Below are 21,606 nucleotides of genomic sequence, written 5' to 3' on the forward strand. Positions count from 1 at the left end.
AGCGATCGCCTTTAAAGCTTTCTGAAAGAAAGCTACATCGGAAGCATACGCTATCACCGGATTTCTCCTTTAGAGAGGAGAAGAAAAAATCTGGGGATAACAGCGATCGGAAGCTTGTTCTGGTTCGTAGTAGATGTGTAATTTAACGTACCAATTATATAGAGAACAAAGAGAGAAGGGTTTGTGTGAATGCAACTGGAGGTTTGAAGCGCAGTTTCATTTTAACCGGGCTGTTGCTCGCGACATTTCTGTCAGCGATTGAAGGCACCGTAATTGGTCCAGCAGGACCGACCATTGTAAGTGAGCTGGGGAGTGTACAGCTGCTGAGCTGGATTTTCACCGCATACCTGTTAACGATGGCTGTGAGTACGCCCATTTTCGGCAAAATCAGTGACTTGTATGGACGAAAGCCTGTATTTCTGATTGGCTGTGCCTTATTTTTACTGGGTTCACTCTTGTGCTGTCTGTCGCAGAACATGGAGCAATTAATTATTTTTCGTGCCATTCAAGGGATCGGTGCGGGTGCGGTAGTTCCTGTTACATTTACGATTATTGGGGACATCTACGCCATTGAAGAACGTGGCAAAATCCAGGGTTGGATTAGCTCCGTGTGGGGTATTTCCTCTCTGGCTGGACCGCTGCTTGGCGGTTATTTTGTTGATAATCTCGGCTGGCAGTGGATCTTTGGTTTTAATGTGCCGTTTGGTCTGCTTGCGATGTGGTTTGTATTTCGTTATCTGAAGGAAGATATCTCTCCGCGTACGGCCAAAATTGATTATGTCGGTGCACTGACCTTCACGGTGGGTATTACCGCGTTGTTGTTCGTCCTGTCGGCGGGTGGGCAGTATTATGCCTGGAGTTCTCCGTTGATTGTTGTGCTGAGTGTGGTCGCCGCTCTGTTTATCATTTTATTTTTCGTGGTGGAAAAAAGAGCTCAGGCCCCAATGGTTCCACTACATTTGTTCCGAATTCGGGACATCCGTGTGGCGAATATCGCCGGACTGCTGACCAGTACTTTGATGATCGGCCTGACCAGTTATTTGCCGCTCTGGGTGCAGGGGGTTCGGGGAGGTAATGCGACGGAATCCGGGCTGCTGCTCGCGCCGATGTCGGTGGGTTGGCTCATTGGTAGTGTGATGGCAGGCCGTCTGTTAATGAAAATTGGATCACGTATGACCGCATTGATTGGGTTAACTGGTATTGCGATTGGATCGGGTGGACTCTTTCTGGTGGGCGGGACATCTCCGCAGGTTGTGCTATTTATATTGACCTTTATATATGGTCTCGGCTTCGGATTTGCGTTTACGATCTTCACCATTATTGCGCAGTCTTCTGTAGGGTATAAGGAGCGTGGCTCCTCTACCGCACTGCATACGTTCATGCGTACATTGGGACAGACGATTGGTGCAGCGGCTTTTGGTACCTGGTTGAACTACCGCATCTCCACGTTATCCAGTGAACAGAATCTGGCTGAGGCTGGAATATCGGAGAATGATCTGAATGAACTGCTCGCACCACATACGGATGCAGCGCTATCGGATGATAAATGGGCATTGCTGCGTAACGTGCTGGAAGGAAGCCTGCATTCCCTGTTTGTCATTATGTTTGTCATTGCACTGGTCTCGTGGGTAACGACGCTTGCTCTACGCAAACGTTTAATTGTACCCGAAGATGCAGATGCTCCACCGCAGCCACAAGGCTCAAAGTAAAAGTGGATGTATACGAAAAACCGAATTCGCCGATGTCAGGCAAATCCGGTTTTTTTTGTTGGCACATGTGCAGTGGACTAGAGTGCATCTTCCAACTCAGGCAAGTGATATCTTATTTGACCTACTGCTCCTGTAAGGAACATGAGACACGTTATTTCCCGAAATCACCTGAAAACACGTTGTAAAAGGCTGTTTATTCAAAGATAGCGTGTGTCATAAAATGCTCCAAGTACTTCAAACCCCTGAATAAGACGTCACAGGTTCGTTAGCGCTCCCGCTTCATATCTGCTCCAGAACATTCAGTTACGTTATGGCTTTCGGCAGATTTGAGGATACGATCTAGCTGCTTGCTGATAAACGGTCTGCGGAATGTGCAAGCCTTCCCAAGAGTTCGGACAGCAATTCCTTGTCTTCCTCACTTAGTCCACTTACAGCCCGATCAATCTTCAACGCATAGCCTGGATAGATGTCATCCATGGTGCGCTGTCCTTCTTCGGTCAATTCCACAAAGATGATACGTCTGTCTTGCGGACAATGTTTGCGGTGTAACAATCCTTTTTGCTCCAGCTTATCGATCACATAGGTCACATTACCACTTTGCAGCAGAAGTTGTGCGCCAACCTGTTGAATCGGCTGAGCTCCTTTCATATATAACACTTCGAGCACCCCGTATGCGGTGGGGTTGAAGCCATGCACTTTGCTTCCGGATACAGCGTGTTCATTCACGCTCTTGAATGTCTGGGCCAAGGTGCGGTACAGATGAAGTGAACGTTCGGTTCCGATTTCTTGTAATTCCAGCATGCTGATCCCGCCTTTTCAGATTAGTTTTATAAGTTGAAATGATGAAGAGGGGTCCTCTCCGTTATGCTGTTCATGTAAAAGAGTATTTCAACTTATATAAGTTGGTTAGTTATGTTTGACGATTCAGGTTGTCGCCATGGTTTAATTGTAAGCTTCTATTTCTACGAAAAACATGCGATATGTCACAAGATTTGCATTTTTAGCATTTAAAATTTGATCATTCATCATGCTGAAAAATCATCCTTCAGATGTCGCTTTTTCTCCGCCTCTGGCAGGAGGTCGAGTCAAGGGCTGCTCTATATAATGAGTTCATACTATGAATTGGGAGATAATGGAGGAGAAGAAGGATGACAAGTGATTTAACGTTTGAAGGACAACGACCACTGAAGAATAACCGATCTTTTGTAACATTGATGGTGGCACAGGCCATTTCCAATCTGGGGGATTGGCTGCATCTGCTCGCAATACTGACCCTCGTGGGTATCCGCTGGAATGCAACGCCATGGGAGATTACATTTGTCACACTTTCCGCAGCAATACCCATTCTGTTAACAGGGCCATTCGCAGGCACGCTTGCAGATCGCCTGAACCGAAAATGGCTGATGATTGTAGCCGATGGTGCACGGATCATCATCGTGGGTGCGTTAATTTTTGCTGACCAGATCTGGCACATCTACATACTGCTGGTCCTCAAATCCCTGTTCGATGTCATGTTCTCTCCGGCCAAAAACGGAAAGCTGAAGGAGATTGTACCTCACGAACAACTTGCGCAAGCTGTATCCATCAGCTCGATCATTGAACAGATGTCCAAAATTATTGGTCCAGCGCTTGGTGGACTGCTGGTAGCCGCTTTTGGCATCACCTGGTGTTTTGTTATCGATTCAGCGTCTTTTTTGATCTCCGGCATCATTTTATTGTGGATTCCTGGAACTCGGGTGATCCAATCTGCAATTCATAACGTAACAGAAGTAGAGGAAGAGACAGCTGGGGGTGTTCGTAACCGCTCAAAAGGCTCTTTTTGGAAGGAAACACAGGAGGGCATTCGCATGCTCGCATCTCTCCCTCACGTAGGAACGTCTCTGATTTTGCTTGCTTCAGCCATACTTTTTCTGCAATTTGCCGATTCACAGACTGTGGTGTTATTCAGACAACTTCCCGGAATTTCAAGTGATCTACTGGGATGGTGCGTGGCAGCAAGTGGTGTAGGTACATTAATTGCAGCGATGAGTGTACGGAAGTGGAAGCATGCAGGGCATATTTTGAAAATGGGTCTGGGTACCATACTCATGGGTCTGGTTATCGGCGGAGCCGGAGTTATTGTTGGGGTTTGGCCGCACGCCGGGCTAGGTGCCAATCTGTTGTTAGTATCCCTCTTTGCCCTGGCAGGTGTCGGAATTGGGTTTGCGATTGTACCCTTTCAGATCCTGTTGCAGGAACAGACACCTGAGGCGATGACAGGCAGGGTATTTGGAACGGTAGGCAGCGTGATGACTGCCAGTAATATTATGGGCCCGGTGGTAGGCGGATTTATGGTCACCTCATTTGGTGTAGTGCCGGCTTTTGTCTGTTCAGGCATTTTGATGACCCTGCTTGGTTTGATTTATTTGATGAAACATAATGGGGAAAAAGCCGATCTGAATGGTTCCATTGCAGCCAAAACAATGATTGCAGGCGACTAAAAACAGGCCGGATCTGCTCAGGTTAGAACAGTTGAAATGAAGGTTTGAATTTACTTCAAATTTTAAGTTTTTGATTAAAAAGCGTTTGAGTAAACGCCTTCACGTTTAATGAGGAACAGGCAGAAATCCCTGTATTCTAATTATTCCTAGGGGAAAACTCATATGCCTTGTCCCACCAACGCATTTGCGGAAAGGGGGTGAAGCAACTTGAATGTAAAGTTACCAAAATCGATTGTACGTCTGGGAAGCATACCACTGGTTATACTCGCCGGGACTTTGATGCTGGGGTTTGGAACGTCACAAGTGTATGCGGATGATGCTCAGGTATCTTCGGATAAACCGTCCAGCGGATTGTCGCTGAATTTGTTTTCACGTGATTCGGATGGCGGGTTGAACCTGACTCCGTCGGTATCGGTATCCACACCACTACTGAATGTTGAAGTTCCGTCGATCAAAGCGAATGAATCGACAGGTAAGCTGAGTGTATCTGAGCTGAAAGTAGATACACCGCTTGGATCGGCCGGAACATCAGAGATTGGGATTGATGCGAAGAAGGGAACCGTCGAACTGCCGTCTGTACAGGCGGATACACCGGTGATCAAAGCCGATGTATCAAGCAGTCAGGTGAACCTCAACGAAGGTACTGCTTCCTTGCCTGGTGTTACCGCAGAGGTACCCGAGGTGATCAAGGCAGAGACGTCTGCTGTGAAAACAGACCTTCGGCAGGGCAAGGTTGAATTACCTTCGGTTAAGGTGGATGTGCCTGAGGTTACTTCCATCAATATCTCTTCATCCCGAGTGGATCTGAGTAAGAGAAATGTCCAGCTTCCTTCTGTGAGAGAAGAAGTTCCAGTTGTAGACGTGTCCGCTGAACTCAATCCTGATCAGGAAAAGGTGGATATTCCAAGTGTGAAGCCGGAACCGCCTGTAGTCACTCCGGAAAAGCCGACGGTTGTCAAAACACCGAATGTTGAAACTTCCAATACGAGTGCACTTGCAGATCCTGTTTCACCACAGAACAACGAGGAAGGACAGGACGCAGTACAGGTTACGGGCAAAGTGGTGGAGGTCACCACGGAACCAGAAGTAAGTCCAGAACAACCTGCTGTCCCGCAGGCATTGCCTGTGGAAGGAACTGATCTGACGCAGGATTCCGATGTTAATGCAGGTTTGCCAGATAACGAGTTATTCCTCGTAGATCAGACATCTGCTGAACCAGCTGTCACTGAACAAGTGCAGAGTAACCAGAAAGTCGATCAGAAACAAGATGATGCTGATGCAACATCATCTCCATTGCAGCCTCGCACAGAACGACCAACCAGTTGGTCTTTTGCAGCAACTTCTCCCGGAGCAGCTAATGCTTCCGCAGGGACAAGCTCCGGTTCGTCGGGTGTAACTGGAGGTGGAGCAACCGCTCCAGCCGCTGCACTTCCGGGAGCAGCAACGGGTCTGGTTACGCCAGATTACGATTATGCCTTCCGAATGGAGCGGCTCGATGGATTCAGTCAATGGTCACAGGCACCGCCTGGGCGGCCGCCGCAATATACCTCTTTCTCTTAGGCAACAATGGCGTTAATTCAACCAAAATTGAGAAGGAGTGTATATCATCATGAAAAAAGTGAATCGTTGGGTAAAATTGTCGGTATTGTCGGGTACGTTGGTGGCTGGATTGCTGGGGGCTTCGCAGGCAACTTACGCAGATAGCTATAGCAATAACAGCAGTGGTAATCTGGATCTAAATGCAGGTTTGCGCCTGGAGCTGGGATCTCTTCTGTCAGGACACCGTGACACAGGTCACGAGAACTATGGTAGTTACGGAGGTTCATCCAGTGCAACTGGAGCATTGAATCTGGATCTTGGCCTTAACGCCGGCTTATCTTCCGAGAGTATGAACCGTTACAATGATCGTTCTTCCGACCACACAGTTGAGCGTAGTAATTCTGGCAAGCTGGGCCTTGGCCTGAATGCCAATGTGTTGGGAGAAGGTACAACGATGAGCGACTATTCACGAGGCGGCGATGATCGGAACGTAAACAGCAGCTATGAGAGTGAAAGTCGTGGAGCGCTGGGTCTCGGTCTGAACGTAAATGCCGAAGGGGAGAGTGCAACGATGGCTCAATCCGAACGCACTAACAGCGTGAAAGACGGTGAGCGTAACACGAACAGTAGCTACGTGAGCGAAAGCCGCGGCGCACTGGATCTGGGTCTGAACGTAAATGCCGAAGGGGAGAGTGCAACGATGGCTCAATCCGAACGCACTAACAGCGTTAATGATCGTGAGCGTACCGTGAACAGCAACTACGCAAACGAAAGCCGTGGCGCATTGGATCTGGGTCTGAACGCGAAAGCCGAAGGAGAGAGTGCAACGATGGCTCAATCCGAACGCAACAACAGCGTGAAAGACAGCGAGCGTACTGTGAACAGCAACTACGCAAACGAAAGCCGTGGCGCATTGGATCTGGGTCTGAACGCGAAAGCCGAAGGAAAGAGTGCAACAATGGCTCAATCCGAACGTACTAACAGCGTGAAAGACAGTGAGCGTAACGTGAACAGTAGCTACGCGAGCGAAAGTCGTGGCGCACTGGATCTGGGTCTGAACGTGAATGCCGAAGGAGAGAGTGCAACGATGGCTCAATCTGAACGCACTAACAGCGTGAAAGACAGCGAGCGTACCGTGAACAGTAGCTACGCGAGCGAAAGTCGTGGCGCACTGGATCTGGGTCTGAACGTGAATGCCGAAGGAGAGAGAGCAACAATGGCTCAATCCGAACGCACTAACAGCGTGAAAGACGGTGAACGTAACGTGAACAGTAGCTACGCGAGCGAAAGCCGCGGCGCACTGGATCTGGGTCTGAACGCGAAGGCCGAAGGAGAGAGTGCAACAATGGCTCAATCCGAACGCAATAACAGCGTTAAAGACAGCGAGCGTAACGTAAACAGCAGCTATGCGAGCGAAAGCCGTGGCGCACTGGATCTAGATCTGAACGTGGATGCGGATGCAGAGAGTGAAACTACATCTGTGGTGGAGACAAATCGGTAATATGAGATTTTCACTGTAATATGAAGAAGCAGGGACTCCGGAACCCCTGCTTCTTTTTTGCATTTCACAATTAGAAATAATATGCAAATGGATAAAAGTTTTAGTATAATTGTTATAACAGTTGAATAGTATAACTAAGGGGGAGTAATGAATGAATAGGGTGAGTGAGATGGAACGAAAAGTAACGAAATTCGGTAATAGCCTTGGATTAACAATGACAGATGCATTCAAACAAGTTGGTCTTGAGCAAGGCGATATGGTTCAAATCGAGGTAAATCAGTCCAACGGGGAGATTATTATTAAAAAGTCTGCAAAAGTAAATTTGCCTAACGGAATCAGTAGTGATTTTATGGATACATTGGCTGATGTGATGGGTGAATATGATCAAACCCTGAAAGGTCTCAAGGATAGATGAGCATGACCCGGTATTTGAGTATTCAAGAGGTTATTGCGATCAACGTCGCTATGATTAAGCGTTACAGTCCTGGAGAGCAGATTGGAGTTAAAGATTCTGGTCTGCTTGAATCTGCGGTTGTAAGAGCACAATCATCAGCTTTTGGTAATGAAGCCTACCCATCTATATATGAAAAATCTGCTGCGATCTTTCAATCTTTGGGTCAAAACCATCCTTTCCATAATGCTAATAAAAGAACGGCTTTTACCGCATTGGTAATCTTTCTACGTTATAACAATGTGTATCTTAAGATGGATCAAACTTTTGCTGAGGACTTTACTGTTGATATGGTGAACCACAAGTTCACATTTGAACAATTAGTCTCAATTATTCGTACATACTGTGTTACTGAAAATGAAGAATAATAAGCAAAGCAATAAATCATACATTACTATGATTTATTGCTTTGTTTATTTGCCATCTATATAGAAATGCTCAGAATGATCAAACAAACAGCCCACAACTCGATTACAATAAAACATAAAGAGTGAAATAAACGCCTGATCAGAACAGGGAGTGAATGATATGGGAACGGAATATAACAGTACAGCCGTACAGGAGTCCATATTGGACGTACATATTACAGAGGCAGGATACGAGCCGGGACAATCAACCATACGCAATATTCGAATGAATGTGGGGCGAGGAGAGCTGGTAGGTATTATCGGACCAAATGGTGCGGGCAAAAGTACCACAATCAAAACGCTGCTTGGTCTGCTGGAACATGCGAACTATGAAGTGACGATTGGGGGAGATGGTCGTTATGCCTATATTCCGGAGCAACCGGTTTTTTATGAATATATGACCCTATGGGAACATCTTGATCTGGCCGCAGCGGCGTATGAAATGGAGGAAGAAGCTTTTGTTGCCCGAGCGGAGGAACTGTTGGTTCGTTTCGGTATGGACCATGTTCGGAATGATCTTCCAGCCAGTTTCTCAAAGGGCATGCGCCAGAAAATGATGTTGATGATCGGATTTCTGTCTTCGCCGGATATCTATATTGTGGACGAGCCGTTCATCGGACTGGACCCTCGTGCAACCAAGGATTTTCTAAAATTACTTGATGATGAACGTTGCCGCGGCGCGGGTGTGCTTATGTCTACGCATGTACTGGATACCGCTGAACGAATCTGCGACCGGTTTATTCTGATTGCTTCGGGCAGATCTGCTGCCGAGGGAACATTGGATGAGATCCGTGAAGCCGCAGGATTGCCGGAAGCCTCTTTGTTTGACTGTTTTGATGTACTGACGTCTTAGATAGAGAGAGGGTGAGAGAGAATGGAGACTTCCCAGCGTTATACCCCACTTCGTTTATACAGACGAAGACGCAAAGAACATTTCAGGGAACAGATGAAAAATCTCAGACTCGTCGTGGATTGGACCGTATGGGTATATTTGCTTGTTCCGGGTCTGCTCTATCTGTTTGGATGGTACACGAGTCTGTGGACCAAACCACTGCCTGCATGGGCGACAGGATTACCGCTCCCCGTACTGACTGGGCTGATTGACGTCGTTATGCTTACCGGTGGTGTGTTGATATTTGTGGAGGAAGCGGATGTATTGTTTCTGAAATCAAGGCCGTTGTGGATGCGCACGTTAATGAGGCAAGGACTCTACCGGTCCTGTCTGCAACATCTGGGCAAAATGATCCTGATTACAGCGCTGACTGCTCCCCTATGGTCCCGTGTCTATGAGATGTCGAATCTCCAGATTGCACTTATGGCTGTCTGGTTTGGTGCAGTAGCTTCATTCCAAGCCATAACACTACATATGACAAAGGTCCGACATACAGGATGGCGGCGCTGGATTCAGATGATCCCTCTCGTCATTGGCATGGGTTACATGACCATTCATGCGACATCATGGATGCATGGACAGACGTGGAAAATCAGTTTTGGAATCGTAATTATCATGCTTCTTCTAATTACAGTTGAACAGATGAGGCTGTTGATGAAGGGAACGTTTGAAGGGGATGTGCGGGAGGATCTGCGGAGCAGGCTGCAACTTACAGCTCTAATGTTAAGTCGGGCGGTGAGCAAGCCGAAAGCCCCACGAACACGATCCATCATCTTCCGCAAACCGCGTAAACTGTTACGCAATCGTTCTATCGCGAATCGGACAGCGGAGATTGCATTCAAGGCATTTTTCCGGAACTCGGCCACGATGAAATTGTATCTGCAGCTTGGAGGACTATCCATCGCAGCTGTTGCATTGCCACCTTTTCCGGTCAATATCATCGTGTGTGCGTTATTAATCATCATGTTGACGGTGATGTTTTATCGTTCATGGGATGTTTTTGCAACGTCGGACTATGTTCAGCTTATAACGTATGACTCGGATGCGCTGCATCTTGCGGGTTCAATGATGGTTCGGATGTTGTTCATCCCGATTGGTATTCTTATGGGATTCACGCTGGGATTGGCCTGGCTCGGCTGGATCGTCGGTATTCTGACAGCTGCAGGTGCGGTGGCTTTCGGACTCTGCGTCCTATCTATTGCCGGATGGGTTCGGCTGACCCGGGCCTAAAGGAATTCCTTTCTAAGTCAGAGCATATCGTACGCTATATCTGCCCATGCTATAGAAGAAGAACCTCATCTATGGATGATGAGAGATTAGCTGTAGCAAGGAGGAAGAGACGATGATGGATAATAGCGAACTACAGGTGCATTTTTCAGACGGTTCAGCGTTGAATGCCGCCAGGGCAACTTTGGAGGAATTGGGATATAAGCCATATCAGTCCGGCCCGCTGGAATTGTACATCCCTACAGATCGCCAAGATCCTCAGTCTGCCGTAGAGATTGTACAATCTCATGGAGGAAGTGCCGTATTTGCCGCGCAAACGGAAGAACTGGATCAGTTTCAGAATATATCAATTCCGGCTCATCTCGTGAATGAAGACTGGAATGAGGGTTATGCAAACGGAAACCAGGGAAGCCAGACGGAGCAAGGCAGACATAACTATAGCGATGACCCGACATACGATGATTCGGCTGATGGATTCTCAGGCAGTGTGAAAGCATAGAAGTATCACAAGCTAAGAGCAGTTCGAGCCAATTTTTTTAAAATGGAACAATGCCCAAAAACCCCGATCGTCCACAGATAGTGGATATCGGGGTTTTTGGCATCTGAGCTAATTCATAATACGGTTTAAGTGTGTAATACCTAGTAGTGAGAGTTCAAAAAGTTCGGTTTTCAGTACCGAGAAGATGGAATGAAGATAGAAATGGAGTAGCGGAGCGTAGGAAAACTACGTGAGCAAATAAAATGTTTCTGAAGGAATCATACTTCGTAAGCATCAACCTATTTCGGCTGAATTTCATATTCGATGCTGATGATGCCATTAGGCATGATTCGTAATCAAAAGCGGACTTTTTGAACAACCTCTATTATGATGTAACGTGTCTATATTCAGCCGCATGCATGCCAGCCGTATATCCCGTGGAGAAAGCAGCAGTGATATTATACCCTCCGGTGTAGCCGTGAATATCCAAAACTTCGCCGCAGAAGAATAGTCCAGGCAGCAGCTTGGATTCCATTGTTTTTGGGTATATCTCCTTTAAGTGGATTCCTCCCCCAGTAACAAAGGCTTCTTTGAGCGATCTCGTTCCGTCTGCACGGAAGGTAAAAGCTTTCATTAGCCCACACAAGTCGCTTAACATACCTTTGGGAAAATGGTGGAACGTAAGGTCATCGCTGATCTCTGCCCGTTTCATCATTAAGGGAATCATGCGTTCAGGAACCCATGTTTTTAAAATGTTTTTGACAGCCTTGCGGGATTCTTGTTCCAATACCTGTTGCACCTGTGCTTCCAATGCACCCAAGGACAGCTCTGGGAACAGATCAATGCTCATAATGACCTGTGGGTTTCCAGTCTTCATCTGAACCTTGCGGAGAAATTGGCTGCAACGCAGTGCGACGGGTCCGGATACTCCAAAATGCGTGAAGATCATATCCCCGCGATGGGAGATGACCGTTTTTCCTTTGGCATCCACTACGGATAGAGCGATATCCCTCAAAGACAAACCTTGCAGTTCTTTGGATTGAATCCAACTCTCCCCAGACACAATGGGCACTTCGGTTGGATATAACTCTGTAATGGTGTGACCCGCAGCCTCAGCCCAGGGATAACCGTCTCCGGTTGATCCGGTTTGGGGTACGGATTTGCCGCCGGTAGCGATGATGACAGAGCGCCCAAGAATGGTTTTACCTGATATCAATTTAACACCCTGTACCTGCTGACCGTTCTGAATAATTTCCTTGACCGGTTCTTTGGTGCGAATCTCAACGCCGAGGGAAACAATCTTTCCTACCAGCGCATCCACGACTGTTTTCGCTTTATCGGTTACAGGGAACATTCTGCCGTTGTCTTCTTCTTTCAGGGCAATTCCGAGATTTTCGAAGAAACGCATGATTCCCTGGTTGTCCAGATTCTGAAACGAACTATATAAAAAGCGTCCATTACCCGGAATATGTCGGATGAGTTCATCCGTTTCCTTGGCATTGGTTACATTGCATCGACCTCCGCCAGAGATGCCAAGTTTACGACCCAGTTGATCCCCTTTATCCAGCAGAAGCACGGAGGCTCCATGCTCGGCAGCAGCAACGCAAGCCATCAGGCCCGCAGATCCACCACCAATTACAATGACATCATACATATGTTATTACCCTCTTTTTTCATTGATTTTGTCTGTTTTACATAAACCGTGTCTACTCCTGGCTTTTTCTGAAATATAATGGAGTTATGAGTAGTTCTATTATGGAGTCTCAAGGGATATATTGTAATATACTGTCGCCTATGTTTTAATCAGAAATACATGAGGGAATGTGCAGGCAGAGGAGGAGATGGCATTGTGGTTGCGTTAAAGGACATTCTTTTACAAGTACTGCTGGCGGGGTCGGCGGTATACCTGATTCCCTTATTCCATCTGGGGCTCTCCAAGCGGGCTGTGGCCAAGCTGGAACATGCCGGAATGATGCAGACCGTTTTTGCTGTGACGAGTGTCGCGAGTATGCTATTGTGTTTGCTGTTCGCGCTTCACGGGAGTCCATTGGCTGTACCCATATCACTAAGCATCGTACCTGTAATACTTGTTATTTTGTATTGTAAGTCCGTTATAGGCTTAACGCTGTCCATACTACATATTCTCTTCTATTTCCTTTTTGCGCATTCCTATGATCTGTACGGATTTCTCCTTCATACGGGTATTCTTCTCTATCCTATTGTATGGTTGTCTGCCAAACGATTCAAGCATAATACACCTTCGCGCAAAATGACGATCCTCATCATCCTGATTACAATGGAACTGGTTGTAACGAGTTTGTTATGGATCGCATCCCTCCAGAATGAATCCACGTACTCTGCGACCTACATAATACTTACAGCACTTGGGTATACCACTGGAGCCATTGTTGCGGGTAGTCTGAGTCTGCTATGGCTGGAACGGATGAAGCACTATCGCGGGCTGGAGCAGCATCTCTCGGAAGTCCACCATCGATACATAGCCGAAACGGAGAAACTTCATCAGATTCTGAACGCAGTGCCTCTCTCCATTGCCACCGTAGATAAACAAGGCACAGTGATATTTGTCAATGAGATGATGGAGCAAACCGCAAGGGAGCAGCTACCATGTACGTCCACGCCTGATCTCATTGGACAGCCTGCCAGTCAATTTGTTGAACAAGGTCAGGCGGACAAGATGGATAAAAGCATTCGCAGAGCCATCGTTCATGGTGAGATTAGTGGGTTGACCGTTCGTTACGGTGCACACGTATTTCAGTCCCGAACCGTACCGATTTATGCCTTTTCAACAGAGTCTGCGAGTGAAGTTACAGGAGCCATGCTGATCATTCAGGATATCACGGAGCTTGAGATGTTGCGAAGTGAACTGGATAATGTGGATCGTCTCAGTCTGGTGGGGCAGATGGCTGCAAGCATTACGCATGAAGTGCGTAATCCAATGGCGGTTGTGCGTGGTTTTCTTCAACTCATGCAGGAAAAGAGTCCTGATTCCCTCGATCACTATTACCGGATCGTTCTGGAAGAGCTGGACCGGGCGAATAGTATCATTAATGATTTTCTATCGCTGGCCCAGGATCGGATTGCGGAAAAAGAGGAATCCCAGCTGCATGATATCATTCATGAACTCAGTCCATTGTTGTGGGCCGATGCGAATCTGCGTGGTCAGAGTATTGAACTCATGCTGGACCATAATGTACCGAAGTTGCACCTCAATCCAAAGGAAATCAAACAGGTGGTACTCAATCTGGCCCGTAACGGGATGGAAGCCATGAATGAGAAGGGCGTGCTTACGCTGGAGACGCGGATAGTCGATGACAAAGTGGAACTGTGTGTACGTGACACAGGGCCTGGTCTACCCAGAGTGAAGAAGGAAAAGCTGTTTGAACCTTTCTATACCACAAAAGCCAAGGGAACCGGACTTGGATTGTCCATGTGCCTAAGTATTGTGGAACGACATAATGGAACCATTACTGTGGAATCGGAGGAAGGACAGGGCACGACCTTCAAAGTGGCATTTGAACGTTAGTCATTCAGCATATTTTGCCAGACATTGAGACATAATATTATGGAAGAAGCCTTTCCGCAGGCGGTTTCTGAATCTTGCTTTCATTGCTTATGGATGTATAATAGGAATAGCACATCATTACATCCATAATGTTCGATATGAATGTAACGTTGTTTTGGAGAGTTTATTGGCCTTTAATTTTATCGAGATCATAGAACAACCATTTATAAGGAGTGAAACCGAATGTCGATGTCATTTGATCAATACATGAAAGATATGGTTCAACCGATGCGGGATGATTTAACTCGTCTAGGAATCCAGGAGTTGCGTACTCCTGAAGAAGTGGAAGCAAGTCTTCCTGATTCAAAAGGAACAGCGCTGGTAGTCATTAACTCTGTATGCGGATGTGCCGCAGGTCAATGTCGCCCAGGTGTGTCCCAAGCACTGCAGCACGATATTACACCGGATCACCTGTACACTGTATTTGCTGGTCAGGACAAAGAAGCAACTGCAAAAGCACGTGAATTCTTTGCACCGTATCCTCCATCTTCACCGTCCATCGCTCTGATGAAAGACGGCGAACTCGTTCACTTTATCGAGCGTCATCAAGTGGAAGACCGTTCTGCAGAGGATATTGCGGCTGATCTCAAAAGTGCATTTGACCGTTACTGCCGTTAATTCGCTCCAATAGAACGCCCCGCCCTTCGGATCACCGATGCCGGGGCGTTTCATTTTGGATAGATAAGGTTATTGAACCATTCGGACCTTTAAAGCTGGACATCAAATTTCATTCATTTAGAAACGGGGTGTGTGAACGATGAGTTTGCAACAACAGATCATCGCTGAATTGAAGGTTAAACCAAGCATTAATGAAGAAGAGGAAGTACGCAAGCGTGTTGATTATCTGAAGACGTATGTGAAAAATGCGGGTGCCAAGGGTTTGCTGATTGCGATCAGCGGCGGTATTGACAGTGCAGTGGCTACGGCGCTTTGCAAAAAAGCGACGGACGAGCTTACGCAAGAGAACAACCAAGAGTACAAAACGCTTGGTGTGTTCCAACCTTATGGTGAACAATCCGATATCGACCACAGCTACGCTGTAGCCAAAGCATACGATCTGAAGCATGTCGTGGAAACCAATATCGAAGATGCAGTTAACGAGATTGCGCTGGAAGTGGAGCAAGGTTTCAAATCCTTGGGAAGCCCACGCCATATGACTCACCAAGGCAAAGGTAATGTCAAGGCGAGAACTCGTATGGTTATGCAATATGCGCTTTCGTTTGAAGAGAACCTGCTCGTTGTAGGTACGGATCATGCGTCCGAAGCCATCACGGGTTTCTATACCAAATGGGGCGACGGTGCTGTGGATATCACACCACTGAGCACTCTGAACAAACGTCAGGTACGCCAGCTGGCAGCATATCTGAATGTGCCACAGGCTATTTTGGACAAAGCACCATCGGCAGGACTGTGGGAAGGTCAGACGGACGAAGATGAGCTGGGAATTTCGTATGAAGCGAACAGTGACTATCTCGAAGGCAAACAGATCGATCCGGCTGCACAAGAGCGCCTCGAAGCGTTCTACAAGCGCACACATCACAAACGCAATGCCATTCCTGGTATCTAATACGGGTGGAAAAGCATGCTGGTTATAAGCTGTTAACACCAACATTGAAATAACGTCCCTTTAGGGAATGCAAAAAGAGTCACTGCTCACGCAGTGACTCTTTTTGTTATGTGGAACGAGAAACCGCAGAAATCCAGGTGATTACTATCTTAAAGATGAGTTAGCTATTCCAGTCTTTGATTTGTTGCAGGGTTAGGGTGATGACTTGCTCCAGTTGCGGAGTGGTTTCTTTAAATGGATGTACGGTATTAAAGGTATGATTCCCATCAGGAATCTGGTGCCATGGGATATCAGGGCGGGCTTGAACCAGTGCGGCAGAACCGTCTCTCAGACGTTGACCATCTGCTGTTCCCTGAATCAGTGCTACGCGCACAGAGGAAGAAGCCAAGCGATCAATGACAGCGTAACGTTCGCTATGCTTGTCCAGGTCTTCCAGAATAGCCACGTCCAGTGGCATCTGCTGGCCTGTTCGTCCGTTTACGACATGGCTGCTGCCATGTGTACGCATTTCTTCTTTTTGCTCCGCTGTAAAAAGATCCAGGTTGGTTATACCATTCCAGGAGATGACACCTGCCACCTGTTCGGGATGATCCAGTGCATAGACGAGACTTACGCCCGCACCGCGGCTATGACCAACCAGATATACAGGAAGTCCAGCGAGTTCAGGTTGTGTAGCTACATGCTCCAGTACCAGGGCCAGATCGGCAAGCTCCCGGCTGTAGGTATTCACTGCGAACTTTTCAAGTTCAGAGAATTGCTCCAGATATTCGCCGATACCGTTGTGAGAGAAATTAAAGGTTAGCACATGATGCGTCTGGCTTAGTTGTGAAGCTGCATAGGGGAACATGCCCCAGTCTTTGAAGCCTTTGTATCCGTGAGACAGAATGATGACACCTTGAGCGGATTGTTGTGCAGGAAAAAAGTCTCCGCGAATGATCGCATCTACGTCAGTGGGCAATTCAAAAGTTATGGGCATGATTCAGACCTCCTAAGAATTTCAGACGATTCCTGATTCATATTTTAGCATATATGGTAATGCGGATAGGTACTCGCTTCTGATCGCCCCTCCTGCTACAATAGAATACGTGTTCGGAGAATTACGGATCATGTGATTGAATGGAGATCTTTTACAATGAAGGTTCAAAAAGAGCGGTTTTTAGTACCGAGAAGATGGGACTTTTTGAATAACCTCTTACAGTATAAAAGATTAAGCGGGTGAAGCGTTGATGATATATGGCATTGGTAATGATGTGCTGGAGATTGGACGTATGCGCAAGCTATTGTCCGGTCGCCATGCGGAAGCTTTTCTGAAACGAATTTTAACACCAGCAGAGCGGGAGATTGCGGTTCGTCGAGGGAAGCGGATGACGGAGTTTGTATCCGGTCGATTTGCAGCGAAAGAAGCGGTGTCTAAGGCATTTGGCTGCGGTATTGGTGGCGTCATGGGCTTCACTGACATTGAGGTGCTCCCGGATGGGACAGGACGTCCAGTGGCCTCGCTGTCCAGTCAAGCCTGGGAACGTCTGCAGCTGCCATATGATAAGCAATATGACATTCATTTGAGTATTACACATCAGACGGAATTGGCAGCGGCCTTTGCGATCGTGGAGCAGATGGAAAAGTAGTTAGCTTGGCAATAGGAGAGGACGGAAATATGGGTTTACAGGAACAGAAACAACATTTCAGCGTGAATTTGCTGGACTGGTATATGATCAACCGACGGGATTTGCCGTGGCGTCGTCACAACAATCCGTATTTCACATGGGTATCCGAGATTATGCTTCAGCAGACTCGGGTCGATACGGTAATTCCGTATTTCAATCGTTTTATCGGGAATTTCCCGACTGTGCAGGCATTGGCGGAAGCACCCGAAGAGGATGTGTTGAAAAATTGGGAGGGACTCGGTTATTACTCCCGTGCACGTAATCTTCAGGCCGCCGCGAGACAAGTCATGGAGCTGCACGGAGGAGAGATGCCTCAGGACAAGCCGGCTGTCTTTGCATTAAAAGGGGTGGGCCCGTATACTGCCGGGGCCATTCTCAGCATTGCCTTCAACCAGCCGCAGCCTGCGGTAGATGGCAATGTCATGCGGGTACTGTCCCGATACTTCCTCATCGATGAGGACATTATGAAGGGCAGCACCCGGGTGTTGATGGAAGAGCTCGCAGGAGAGCTCATTCCGGAAGGGCGGGCGCGTGATTTCAATCAGGCGCTGATGGAGCTTGGCGCGTTGGTGTGTACACCCAAAGCGCCGCACTGCCTGACTTGCCCGGTCATGGAGCAATGTTCCGGCCGTATTGCCGGAAGAGAGCTTACACTGCCGGTGAAGACCAAAGCGAAGCCGCCGCGCCCTGAGCAGCGGCTGGTCGCGATTGTGGAGGGCCGCGGTGCTCATCGCGGCCAAGTGCTTGTGCGCCAGCGCCCAGACACGGGCCTATTGGCCCGCATGTGGGAGCTGCCGCATGTGCTCGCGGCGCCCGCCGCAGCCAGCAAGAAGGCGGCGCCGCTGGCGGATGAGCCGGCCATGGCATTGCTGGCCGGCAGTCTGTGGGCGGAAGGCTTCGCTGCCCGCCCGGAAGGGCTGGCTACCCATGCGGAGCATGTGTTCAGCCACATTGTCTGGAGCCTGCAAGTGTACAAGTGTACCGAGCAGGACCAGAGCAGTGAGCTTCCGCTGATCGCAGCGGAAGCCAGAGCCGCCTACGATGCACAGGCGGCAACAAGGGAGGGCACAGCCTCATCATTAGCTGTGTCACCTGAGTCAGACACAACGCATTCATCGGAGCCAGGCACGCCTCATGCGCAGAACATCTCAACATCGCTTAACGATGGAGAGATGTTGATGTCATCATCTGACGTTAGTGACCTAGCACTGAGTACTACGACACTGACAGGTAAAGGCGATGGCTTGACCTACCGCTGGATCGGTCCGGAAGATATGGATAAGATGGCATTCCCGAATATATTTCTGAAGCTGATCAGCAGTTATTTTGCGGGAGCTTATGATCAAGTGAATGATTAAATGGGGGAGCTAACGAACCTGAGTGACGTTATCATAACCAAATCAACCCAAAATTGCGCATCAAAGCCCGTATTTGGGGAAATAGCTACTCTGAGATTCGTTAGTTTCGCGATACGATGAAATATGGAGCGATAGCATGTCCTGGGTTCGTTAGAAACAAACCACCCATTACTATAACTATAGTGGTAGCAAAAAGAGAGCCTGATCACGGTCACGACGACCGAATCAGGCTCTCTTTTATGTTAACTGTTGCATACTAACAGTCTTATTTTGCAGAAGCGTAACGTTTGTTCACTTCATCCCAGTTGATTACATTCCAGAAAGCACCGATGTAATCAGGACGTTTGTTTTGATATTTCAGGTAGTAAGCGTGCTCCCATACATCCAGACCCAGAACCGGAGTCAGACCTTCGAAGAGAGGGCTGTCTTGGTTAGGTGTGCTAGTGATGGACAACTTGCCATCTTTGCCAACTACGAGCCAAGCCCAGCCGGAACCGAAGCGAGTTGTAGCTGCTTTAGCGAAATCTTCTTTGAATTTATCAAAGCCACCCAGTTCGCTATCGATTGCTGCTGCGATATCGCCTGTAGGAGCGCCGCCGCCGTTAGGTCCGATGATTTCCCAGAACAGGCTGTGGTTAGCATGTCCACCACCATTGTTGCGAACCGCTGTGCGGATGCCTTCAGGTACGCTGTCAAGGTTAGCAATCAGATCTTCCAAACTTTTTTCTTGCAGTTCAGGAGCACTTTCCAGAGCTGCGTTCAAGTTGGTTACATAAGTATTGTGATGGCGATCGTGGTGGATTTCCATCGTTTGTGCATCGATATGTGGTTCCAGTGCGTCGTTAGCGTAAGGAAGTGCCGGTAATTGAAAAGCCATAATGAAATACCTCCTGAGATTTTAGGTTTTTTTGAAAACAGGTACATATGTAATAATACCCTTGCCACTATTATTAAACCGCATTCGGGCTAATTAAGCAACATTTTTGTTTATTAAGTCCCCCGAGGCGTTGATCTAATGATGGGCCAGAGATAACAAACATATTTTACCCTTTATGCAACTATTTATGTGTTTTCGGGCGTTAAAATGGATGTAAAGTTTAATATTATTATGTAAACGGTTACAATTAAGCGCTTTCAAAAGAAAATGCGTGTTTTATGGAGAAAAGTATGGTTTAATTGACGAAGAAGCGGTATTTTCTCGTTTTTTGTCATTATATGAACATTGGGTTTTTGGTAAAAAGGGATTCCCTTTTTATAAAAAACCTCATCTAAGCTAACGAAAAGGGAGATTTAAGACATGCACGTTCGTTCCTTTCAGTTGAGTGATGCAAGCCAGATGACGGAGCTTCTCCAGGTTGCACTATCGGAAGAGTGTTATGAGAACACGATGGGCCCGTTTGCCCGTCAATTGTCATGGGATTCTGACCTGATCATGGTTGCGGAAGAAGAGGGAGACCTCGTAGGCGCTTTGATCGGTACAATTGATCACAACCAGGGTTGTATCTACCGTATTGCGGTTCATCCAGACTATCGTCGCCGTGGAGTCGGCAAAACACTTGTTGAGGCTATGGAACAGCGGTTCCAGCAGCGTAAAGTCAGCCAAGTATGGGTGGCGGGTGATGAGCACAACAAAGTAGCCATGCCTCTATATGAAGCAATGGGTTACGGTGCCAATCAGATTATGAGCGCTTTCCAGACTCTTAGTATTTTGTCCAAAGCTTAGTTTGCATGTTTAAAAAGAAATAAAAAAAGATTTTCATTTCATATTAGGCATATCTCTTTAACGTGTAAGAACGTGAGGGATGTGCCTTTCTATTTATATGAGTGTTCTTCGCGTCATATTCCTCTGATTTCCTCATTTTATGAACATGCTTCAAAATCTCCGAATTTTATTTAAATCACCACGACTATCCCGGCTGTATTCACGCTAACCAGGGTATTGGTGCTCATAACCAATTGTTTCACTCTCCCAAATGAAGTAGACTGAAAGGGAGTATGGTCACCAGGTTACAAGTTTAATTTAACTATTTAATAAATGAGGTGTCCCTTTGAATTCCAATAATCATTCAATGGAACATGTGACTTCCGAGCAACGTAATGAACCTTCAAAGCCTGAACTACCGGGGAAATCCTGGGTTGTCGAGCTGTGGGACTGGGTCAAAACGATTGTTGTTGCTTTTGTAATTATGATGCTGCTGAACCTCTTTGTGTTCAATCTGTCGATGGTCAAGGGACAGTCCATGCAGCCGACACTGGTTGAGCGAGATCGCCTTTTCGTCAACAAAATTGTATACCATCTGGGTACTCCTTCCCGATCAGATGTGATCGTACTTCGTGATCCAAGTGAAGGTGTAGAGAAGAAAGATTTTCTGGTGAAACGGATCGTTGGACTTCCGGGAGATACAATTGAAGTTAGGGATCACCATCTATATGTGAACGGCGAGCAACAAGCGGAAACGTACACCGATATTGAGGTGCAGGACCCGGATTTTGGTCCAATCACACTGGAGCCGGATCATTTCTTCGTGATGGGGGATAATCGTCATGAAGGCAAAAGTAAGGATAGCCGAGTGTTTGGCAGTATTACATCCGATCAGATTGTAGGCAAGGCTGAATTTATTTTCTGGCCGTTTTCTGAATTGAAGAAATTGTAAAATGCTGACAGGACAACAACTTCAGACTGCATTTTGCGTTAAACCATATAGACTCGTTCCGTTTGAATTCAAGTATGTAAGGCATATATAGAAATT

General features: G+C 47.2%; 20 protein-coding genes. 16 read left to right on the top strand and 4 right to left on the bottom strand.

All coding sequences use genetic code 11. From position 1 onward, the window contains the following. Window positions 1–203: 203 nt before the first annotated feature. Window positions 204–1,709, top strand: coding sequence for an MDR family MFS transporter (locus tag MHB43_RS03545; protein ID WP_405132384.1), 1,506 nt, complete (start codon window positions 204–206; stop codon window positions 1,707–1,709). Window positions 1,710–2,048: 339 nt separating this feature from the next. Here MHB43_RS03545 and MHB43_RS03550 read toward each other — a convergent pair whose 3' ends face one another. Continuing rightward, entirely contained in the window at window positions 2,049–2,510 is a 462-nt protein-coding gene (locus MHB43_RS03550) for a MarR family winged helix-turn-helix transcriptional regulator (protein WP_017690799.1), read from the bottom strand. Between the two features lie 347 nt (window positions 2,511–2,857). On the opposite strand from MHB43_RS03550, the gene MHB43_RS03555 reads away from it, so the two are divergent. The 8 genes from MHB43_RS03555 (at window position 2,858) to MHB43_RS03590 (ending at window position 10,705) form a co-directional block, all read left to right on the top strand. Further along, window positions 2,858–4,189, top strand: a complete 1,332-nt coding sequence (locus tag MHB43_RS03555; RefSeq protein ID WP_405131343.1) for an MFS transporter — start codon at window positions 2,858–2,860, stop codon at window positions 4,187–4,189. A gap of 207 nt (window positions 4,190–4,396) precedes the next feature. After that, window positions 4,397–5,749, top strand: coding sequence for a hypothetical protein (locus tag MHB43_RS03560; RefSeq protein WP_405131344.1), 1,353 nt, complete (start codon window positions 4,397–4,399; stop codon window positions 5,747–5,749). A gap of 49 nt (window positions 5,750–5,798) precedes the next feature. Then, window positions 5,799–7,229 (top strand): hypothetical protein, encoded by a 1,431-nt coding sequence (locus MHB43_RS03565; protein WP_405131345.1) that lies wholly within the window; start codon window positions 5,799–5,801, stop codon window positions 7,227–7,229. Between the two features lie 151 nt (window positions 7,230–7,380). Further along, entirely contained in the window at window positions 7,381–7,644 is a 264-nt protein-coding gene (locus tag MHB43_RS03570; protein WP_339181702.1) for an AbrB family transcriptional regulator, read from the top strand. After that, window positions 7,641–8,048, top strand: a complete 408-nt coding sequence (locus tag MHB43_RS03575; RefSeq protein ID WP_339181704.1) for a type II toxin-antitoxin system death-on-curing family toxin — start codon at window positions 7,641–7,643, stop codon at window positions 8,046–8,048. Before MHB43_RS03570 ends, MHB43_RS03575 begins: the two co-directional genes overlap by 4 nt. Window positions 8,049–8,208: 160 nt before the next feature. Further along, on the top strand, window positions 8,209–8,940 hold the full coding sequence (locus MHB43_RS03580; protein ID WP_405131346.1) for an ABC transporter ATP-binding protein: 732 nt from the start codon (window positions 8,209–8,211) through the stop codon (window positions 8,938–8,940). 21 nt (window positions 8,941–8,961) lie between these two features. Continuing rightward, complete coding sequence (locus MHB43_RS03585; RefSeq protein ID WP_405131347.1) at window positions 8,962–10,209, top strand: ABC transporter permease; 1,248 nt, start codon at window positions 8,962–8,964, stop codon at window positions 10,207–10,209. Between the two features lie 112 nt (window positions 10,210–10,321). Next, the gene (locus MHB43_RS03590) at window positions 10,322–10,705 is read left to right on the top strand and encodes a hypothetical protein (RefSeq protein WP_405131348.1); all 384 of its coding nucleotides are present in this window, start codon (window positions 10,322–10,324) and stop codon (window positions 10,703–10,705) included. Between the two features lie 364 nt (window positions 10,706–11,069). Here MHB43_RS03590 and MHB43_RS03595 read toward each other — a convergent pair whose 3' ends face one another. Then, window positions 11,070–12,338, bottom strand: coding sequence for an NAD(P)/FAD-dependent oxidoreductase (locus tag MHB43_RS03595; protein WP_405131349.1), 1,269 nt, complete (start codon window positions 12,336–12,338; stop codon window positions 11,070–11,072). A gap of 195 nt (window positions 12,339–12,533) precedes the next feature. Between MHB43_RS03595 and MHB43_RS03600 the strand changes: the two genes are divergently transcribed. From MHB43_RS03600 to nadE, 3 genes are all read left to right on the top strand, one after another. Beyond that, complete coding sequence (locus tag MHB43_RS03600; RefSeq protein WP_405131350.1) at window positions 12,534–14,228, top strand: nitrogen regulation protein NR(II); 1,695 nt, start codon at window positions 12,534–12,536, stop codon at window positions 14,226–14,228. 222 nt (window positions 14,229–14,450) lie between these two features. Continuing rightward, on the top strand, window positions 14,451–14,885 hold the full coding sequence (locus MHB43_RS03605) for a BrxA/BrxB family bacilliredoxin (protein ID WP_405131351.1): 435 nt from the start codon (window positions 14,451–14,453) through the stop codon (window positions 14,883–14,885). A 139-nt stretch (window positions 14,886–15,024) separates the two neighbouring features. Next, window positions 15,025–15,834 (top strand): ammonia-dependent NAD(+) synthetase, encoded by an 810-nt coding sequence (nadE, locus tag MHB43_RS03610; protein ID WP_405131352.1) that lies wholly within the window; start codon window positions 15,025–15,027, stop codon window positions 15,832–15,834. A gap of 160 nt (window positions 15,835–15,994) precedes the next feature. On the opposite strand, the gene MHB43_RS03615 is transcribed toward nadE, so the two are convergent. Next, window positions 15,995–16,810: an alpha/beta hydrolase family protein gene (locus MHB43_RS03615; RefSeq protein ID WP_405131353.1), complete on the bottom strand. Its 816-nt coding sequence runs from the start codon at window positions 16,808–16,810 to the stop codon at window positions 15,995–15,997. A 250-nt stretch (window positions 16,811–17,060) separates the two neighbouring features. Here MHB43_RS03615 and acpS point away from each other — a divergent pair, with 250 nt between their 5' ends. Next, on the top strand, window positions 17,061–17,459 hold the full coding sequence (acpS, locus tag MHB43_RS03620; RefSeq protein WP_076216711.1) for a holo-ACP synthase: 399 nt from the start codon (window positions 17,061–17,063) through the stop codon (window positions 17,457–17,459). A gap of 29 nt (window positions 17,460–17,488) precedes the next feature. Next, window positions 17,489–18,856 carry an A/G-specific adenine glycosylase gene (gene mutY, locus MHB43_RS03625; protein ID WP_405131354.1) on the top strand — a complete coding sequence of 456 codons (1,368 nt, stop codon included), beginning with the start codon at window positions 17,489–17,491 and terminating at the stop codon, window positions 18,854–18,856. A gap of 265 nt (window positions 18,857–19,121) precedes the next feature. Here the strand turns inward: mutY and MHB43_RS03630 are convergent, their stop codons facing one another. Continuing rightward, window positions 19,122–19,733, bottom strand: coding sequence for a superoxide dismutase (locus MHB43_RS03630; RefSeq protein WP_150364015.1), 612 nt, complete (start codon window positions 19,731–19,733; stop codon window positions 19,122–19,124). Window positions 19,734–20,153: 420 nt separating this feature from the next. Between MHB43_RS03630 and MHB43_RS03635 the strand changes: the two genes are divergently transcribed. Together MHB43_RS03635 and lepB are read left to right on the top strand one after the other, a co-directional pair. Beyond that, window positions 20,154–20,579: a GNAT family N-acetyltransferase gene (locus MHB43_RS03635; protein ID WP_017690782.1), complete on the top strand. Its 426-nt coding sequence runs from the start codon at window positions 20,154–20,156 to the stop codon at window positions 20,577–20,579. Between the two features lie 346 nt (window positions 20,580–20,925). Continuing rightward, window positions 20,926–21,510, top strand: a complete 585-nt coding sequence (gene lepB / locus MHB43_RS03640) for a signal peptidase I (protein WP_405132385.1) — start codon at window positions 20,926–20,928, stop codon at window positions 21,508–21,510. Window positions 21,511–21,606: the final 96 nt, after the last annotated feature.

Source organism: Paenibacillus sp. FSL H8-0317 (assembly GCF_045040685.1).
Taxonomy (GTDB): domain Bacteria; phylum Bacillota; class Bacilli; order Paenibacillales; family Paenibacillaceae; genus Paenibacillus.

What these genes read in the sequence shown, in the direction of transcription:
- MHB43_RS03550 (WP_017690799.1), bottom strand. Translation starts at nt 2,510, where the DNA reads ATGCTGGAATTACAAGAAATCGGAACCGAACGTTCACTTCATCTGTAC.
- MHB43_RS03555 (WP_405131343.1), top strand. Translation starts at nt 2,858, where the DNA reads ATGACAAGTGATTTAACGTTTGAAGGACAACGACCACTGAAGAATAAC.
- MHB43_RS03565 (WP_405131345.1), top strand. Translation starts at nt 5,799, where the DNA reads ATGAAAAAAGTGAATCGTTGGGTAAAATTGTCGGTATTGTCGGGTACG.
- MHB43_RS03570 (WP_339181702.1), top strand. Translation starts at nt 7,381, where the DNA reads ATGAATAGGGTGAGTGAGATGGAACGAAAAGTAACGAAATTCGGTAAT.
- MHB43_RS03575 (WP_339181704.1), top strand. Translation starts at nt 7,641, where the DNA reads ATGAGCATGACCCGGTATTTGAGTATTCAAGAGGTTATTGCGATCAAC.
- MHB43_RS03580 (WP_405131346.1), top strand. Translation starts at nt 8,209, where the DNA reads ATGGGAACGGAATATAACAGTACAGCCGTACAGGAGTCCATATTGGAC.
- MHB43_RS03585 (WP_405131347.1), top strand. Translation starts at nt 8,962, where the DNA reads ATGGAGACTTCCCAGCGTTATACCCCACTTCGTTTATACAGACGAAGA.
- MHB43_RS03590 (WP_405131348.1), top strand. Translation starts at nt 10,322, where the DNA reads ATGATGGATAATAGCGAACTACAGGTGCATTTTTCAGACGGTTCAGCG.
- MHB43_RS03595 (WP_405131349.1), bottom strand. Translation starts at nt 12,338, where the DNA reads ATGTATGATGTCATTGTAATTGGTGGTGGATCTGCGGGCCTGATGGCT.
- MHB43_RS03605 (WP_405131351.1), top strand. Translation starts at nt 14,451, where the DNA reads ATGTCGATGTCATTTGATCAATACATGAAAGATATGGTTCAACCGATG.
- nadE (WP_405131352.1), top strand. Translation starts at nt 15,025, where the DNA reads ATGAGTTTGCAACAACAGATCATCGCTGAATTGAAGGTTAAACCAAGC.
- MHB43_RS03615 (WP_405131353.1), bottom strand. Translation starts at nt 16,810, where the DNA reads ATGCCCATAACTTTTGAATTGCCCACTGACGTAGATGCGATCATTCGC.
- acpS (WP_076216711.1), top strand. Translation starts at nt 17,061, where the DNA reads ATGATATATGGCATTGGTAATGATGTGCTGGAGATTGGACGTATGCGC.
- mutY (WP_405131354.1), top strand. Translation starts at nt 17,489, where the DNA reads ATGGGTTTACAGGAACAGAAACAACATTTCAGCGTGAATTTGCTGGAC.
- MHB43_RS03630 (WP_150364015.1), bottom strand. Translation starts at nt 19,733, where the DNA reads ATGGCTTTTCAATTACCGGCACTTCCTTACGCTAACGACGCACTGGAA.
- MHB43_RS03635 (WP_017690782.1), top strand. Translation starts at nt 20,154, where the DNA reads ATGCACGTTCGTTCCTTTCAGTTGAGTGATGCAAGCCAGATGACGGAG.
- lepB (WP_405132385.1), top strand. Translation starts at nt 20,926, where the DNA reads ATGGAACATGTGACTTCCGAGCAACGTAATGAACCTTCAAAGCCTGAA.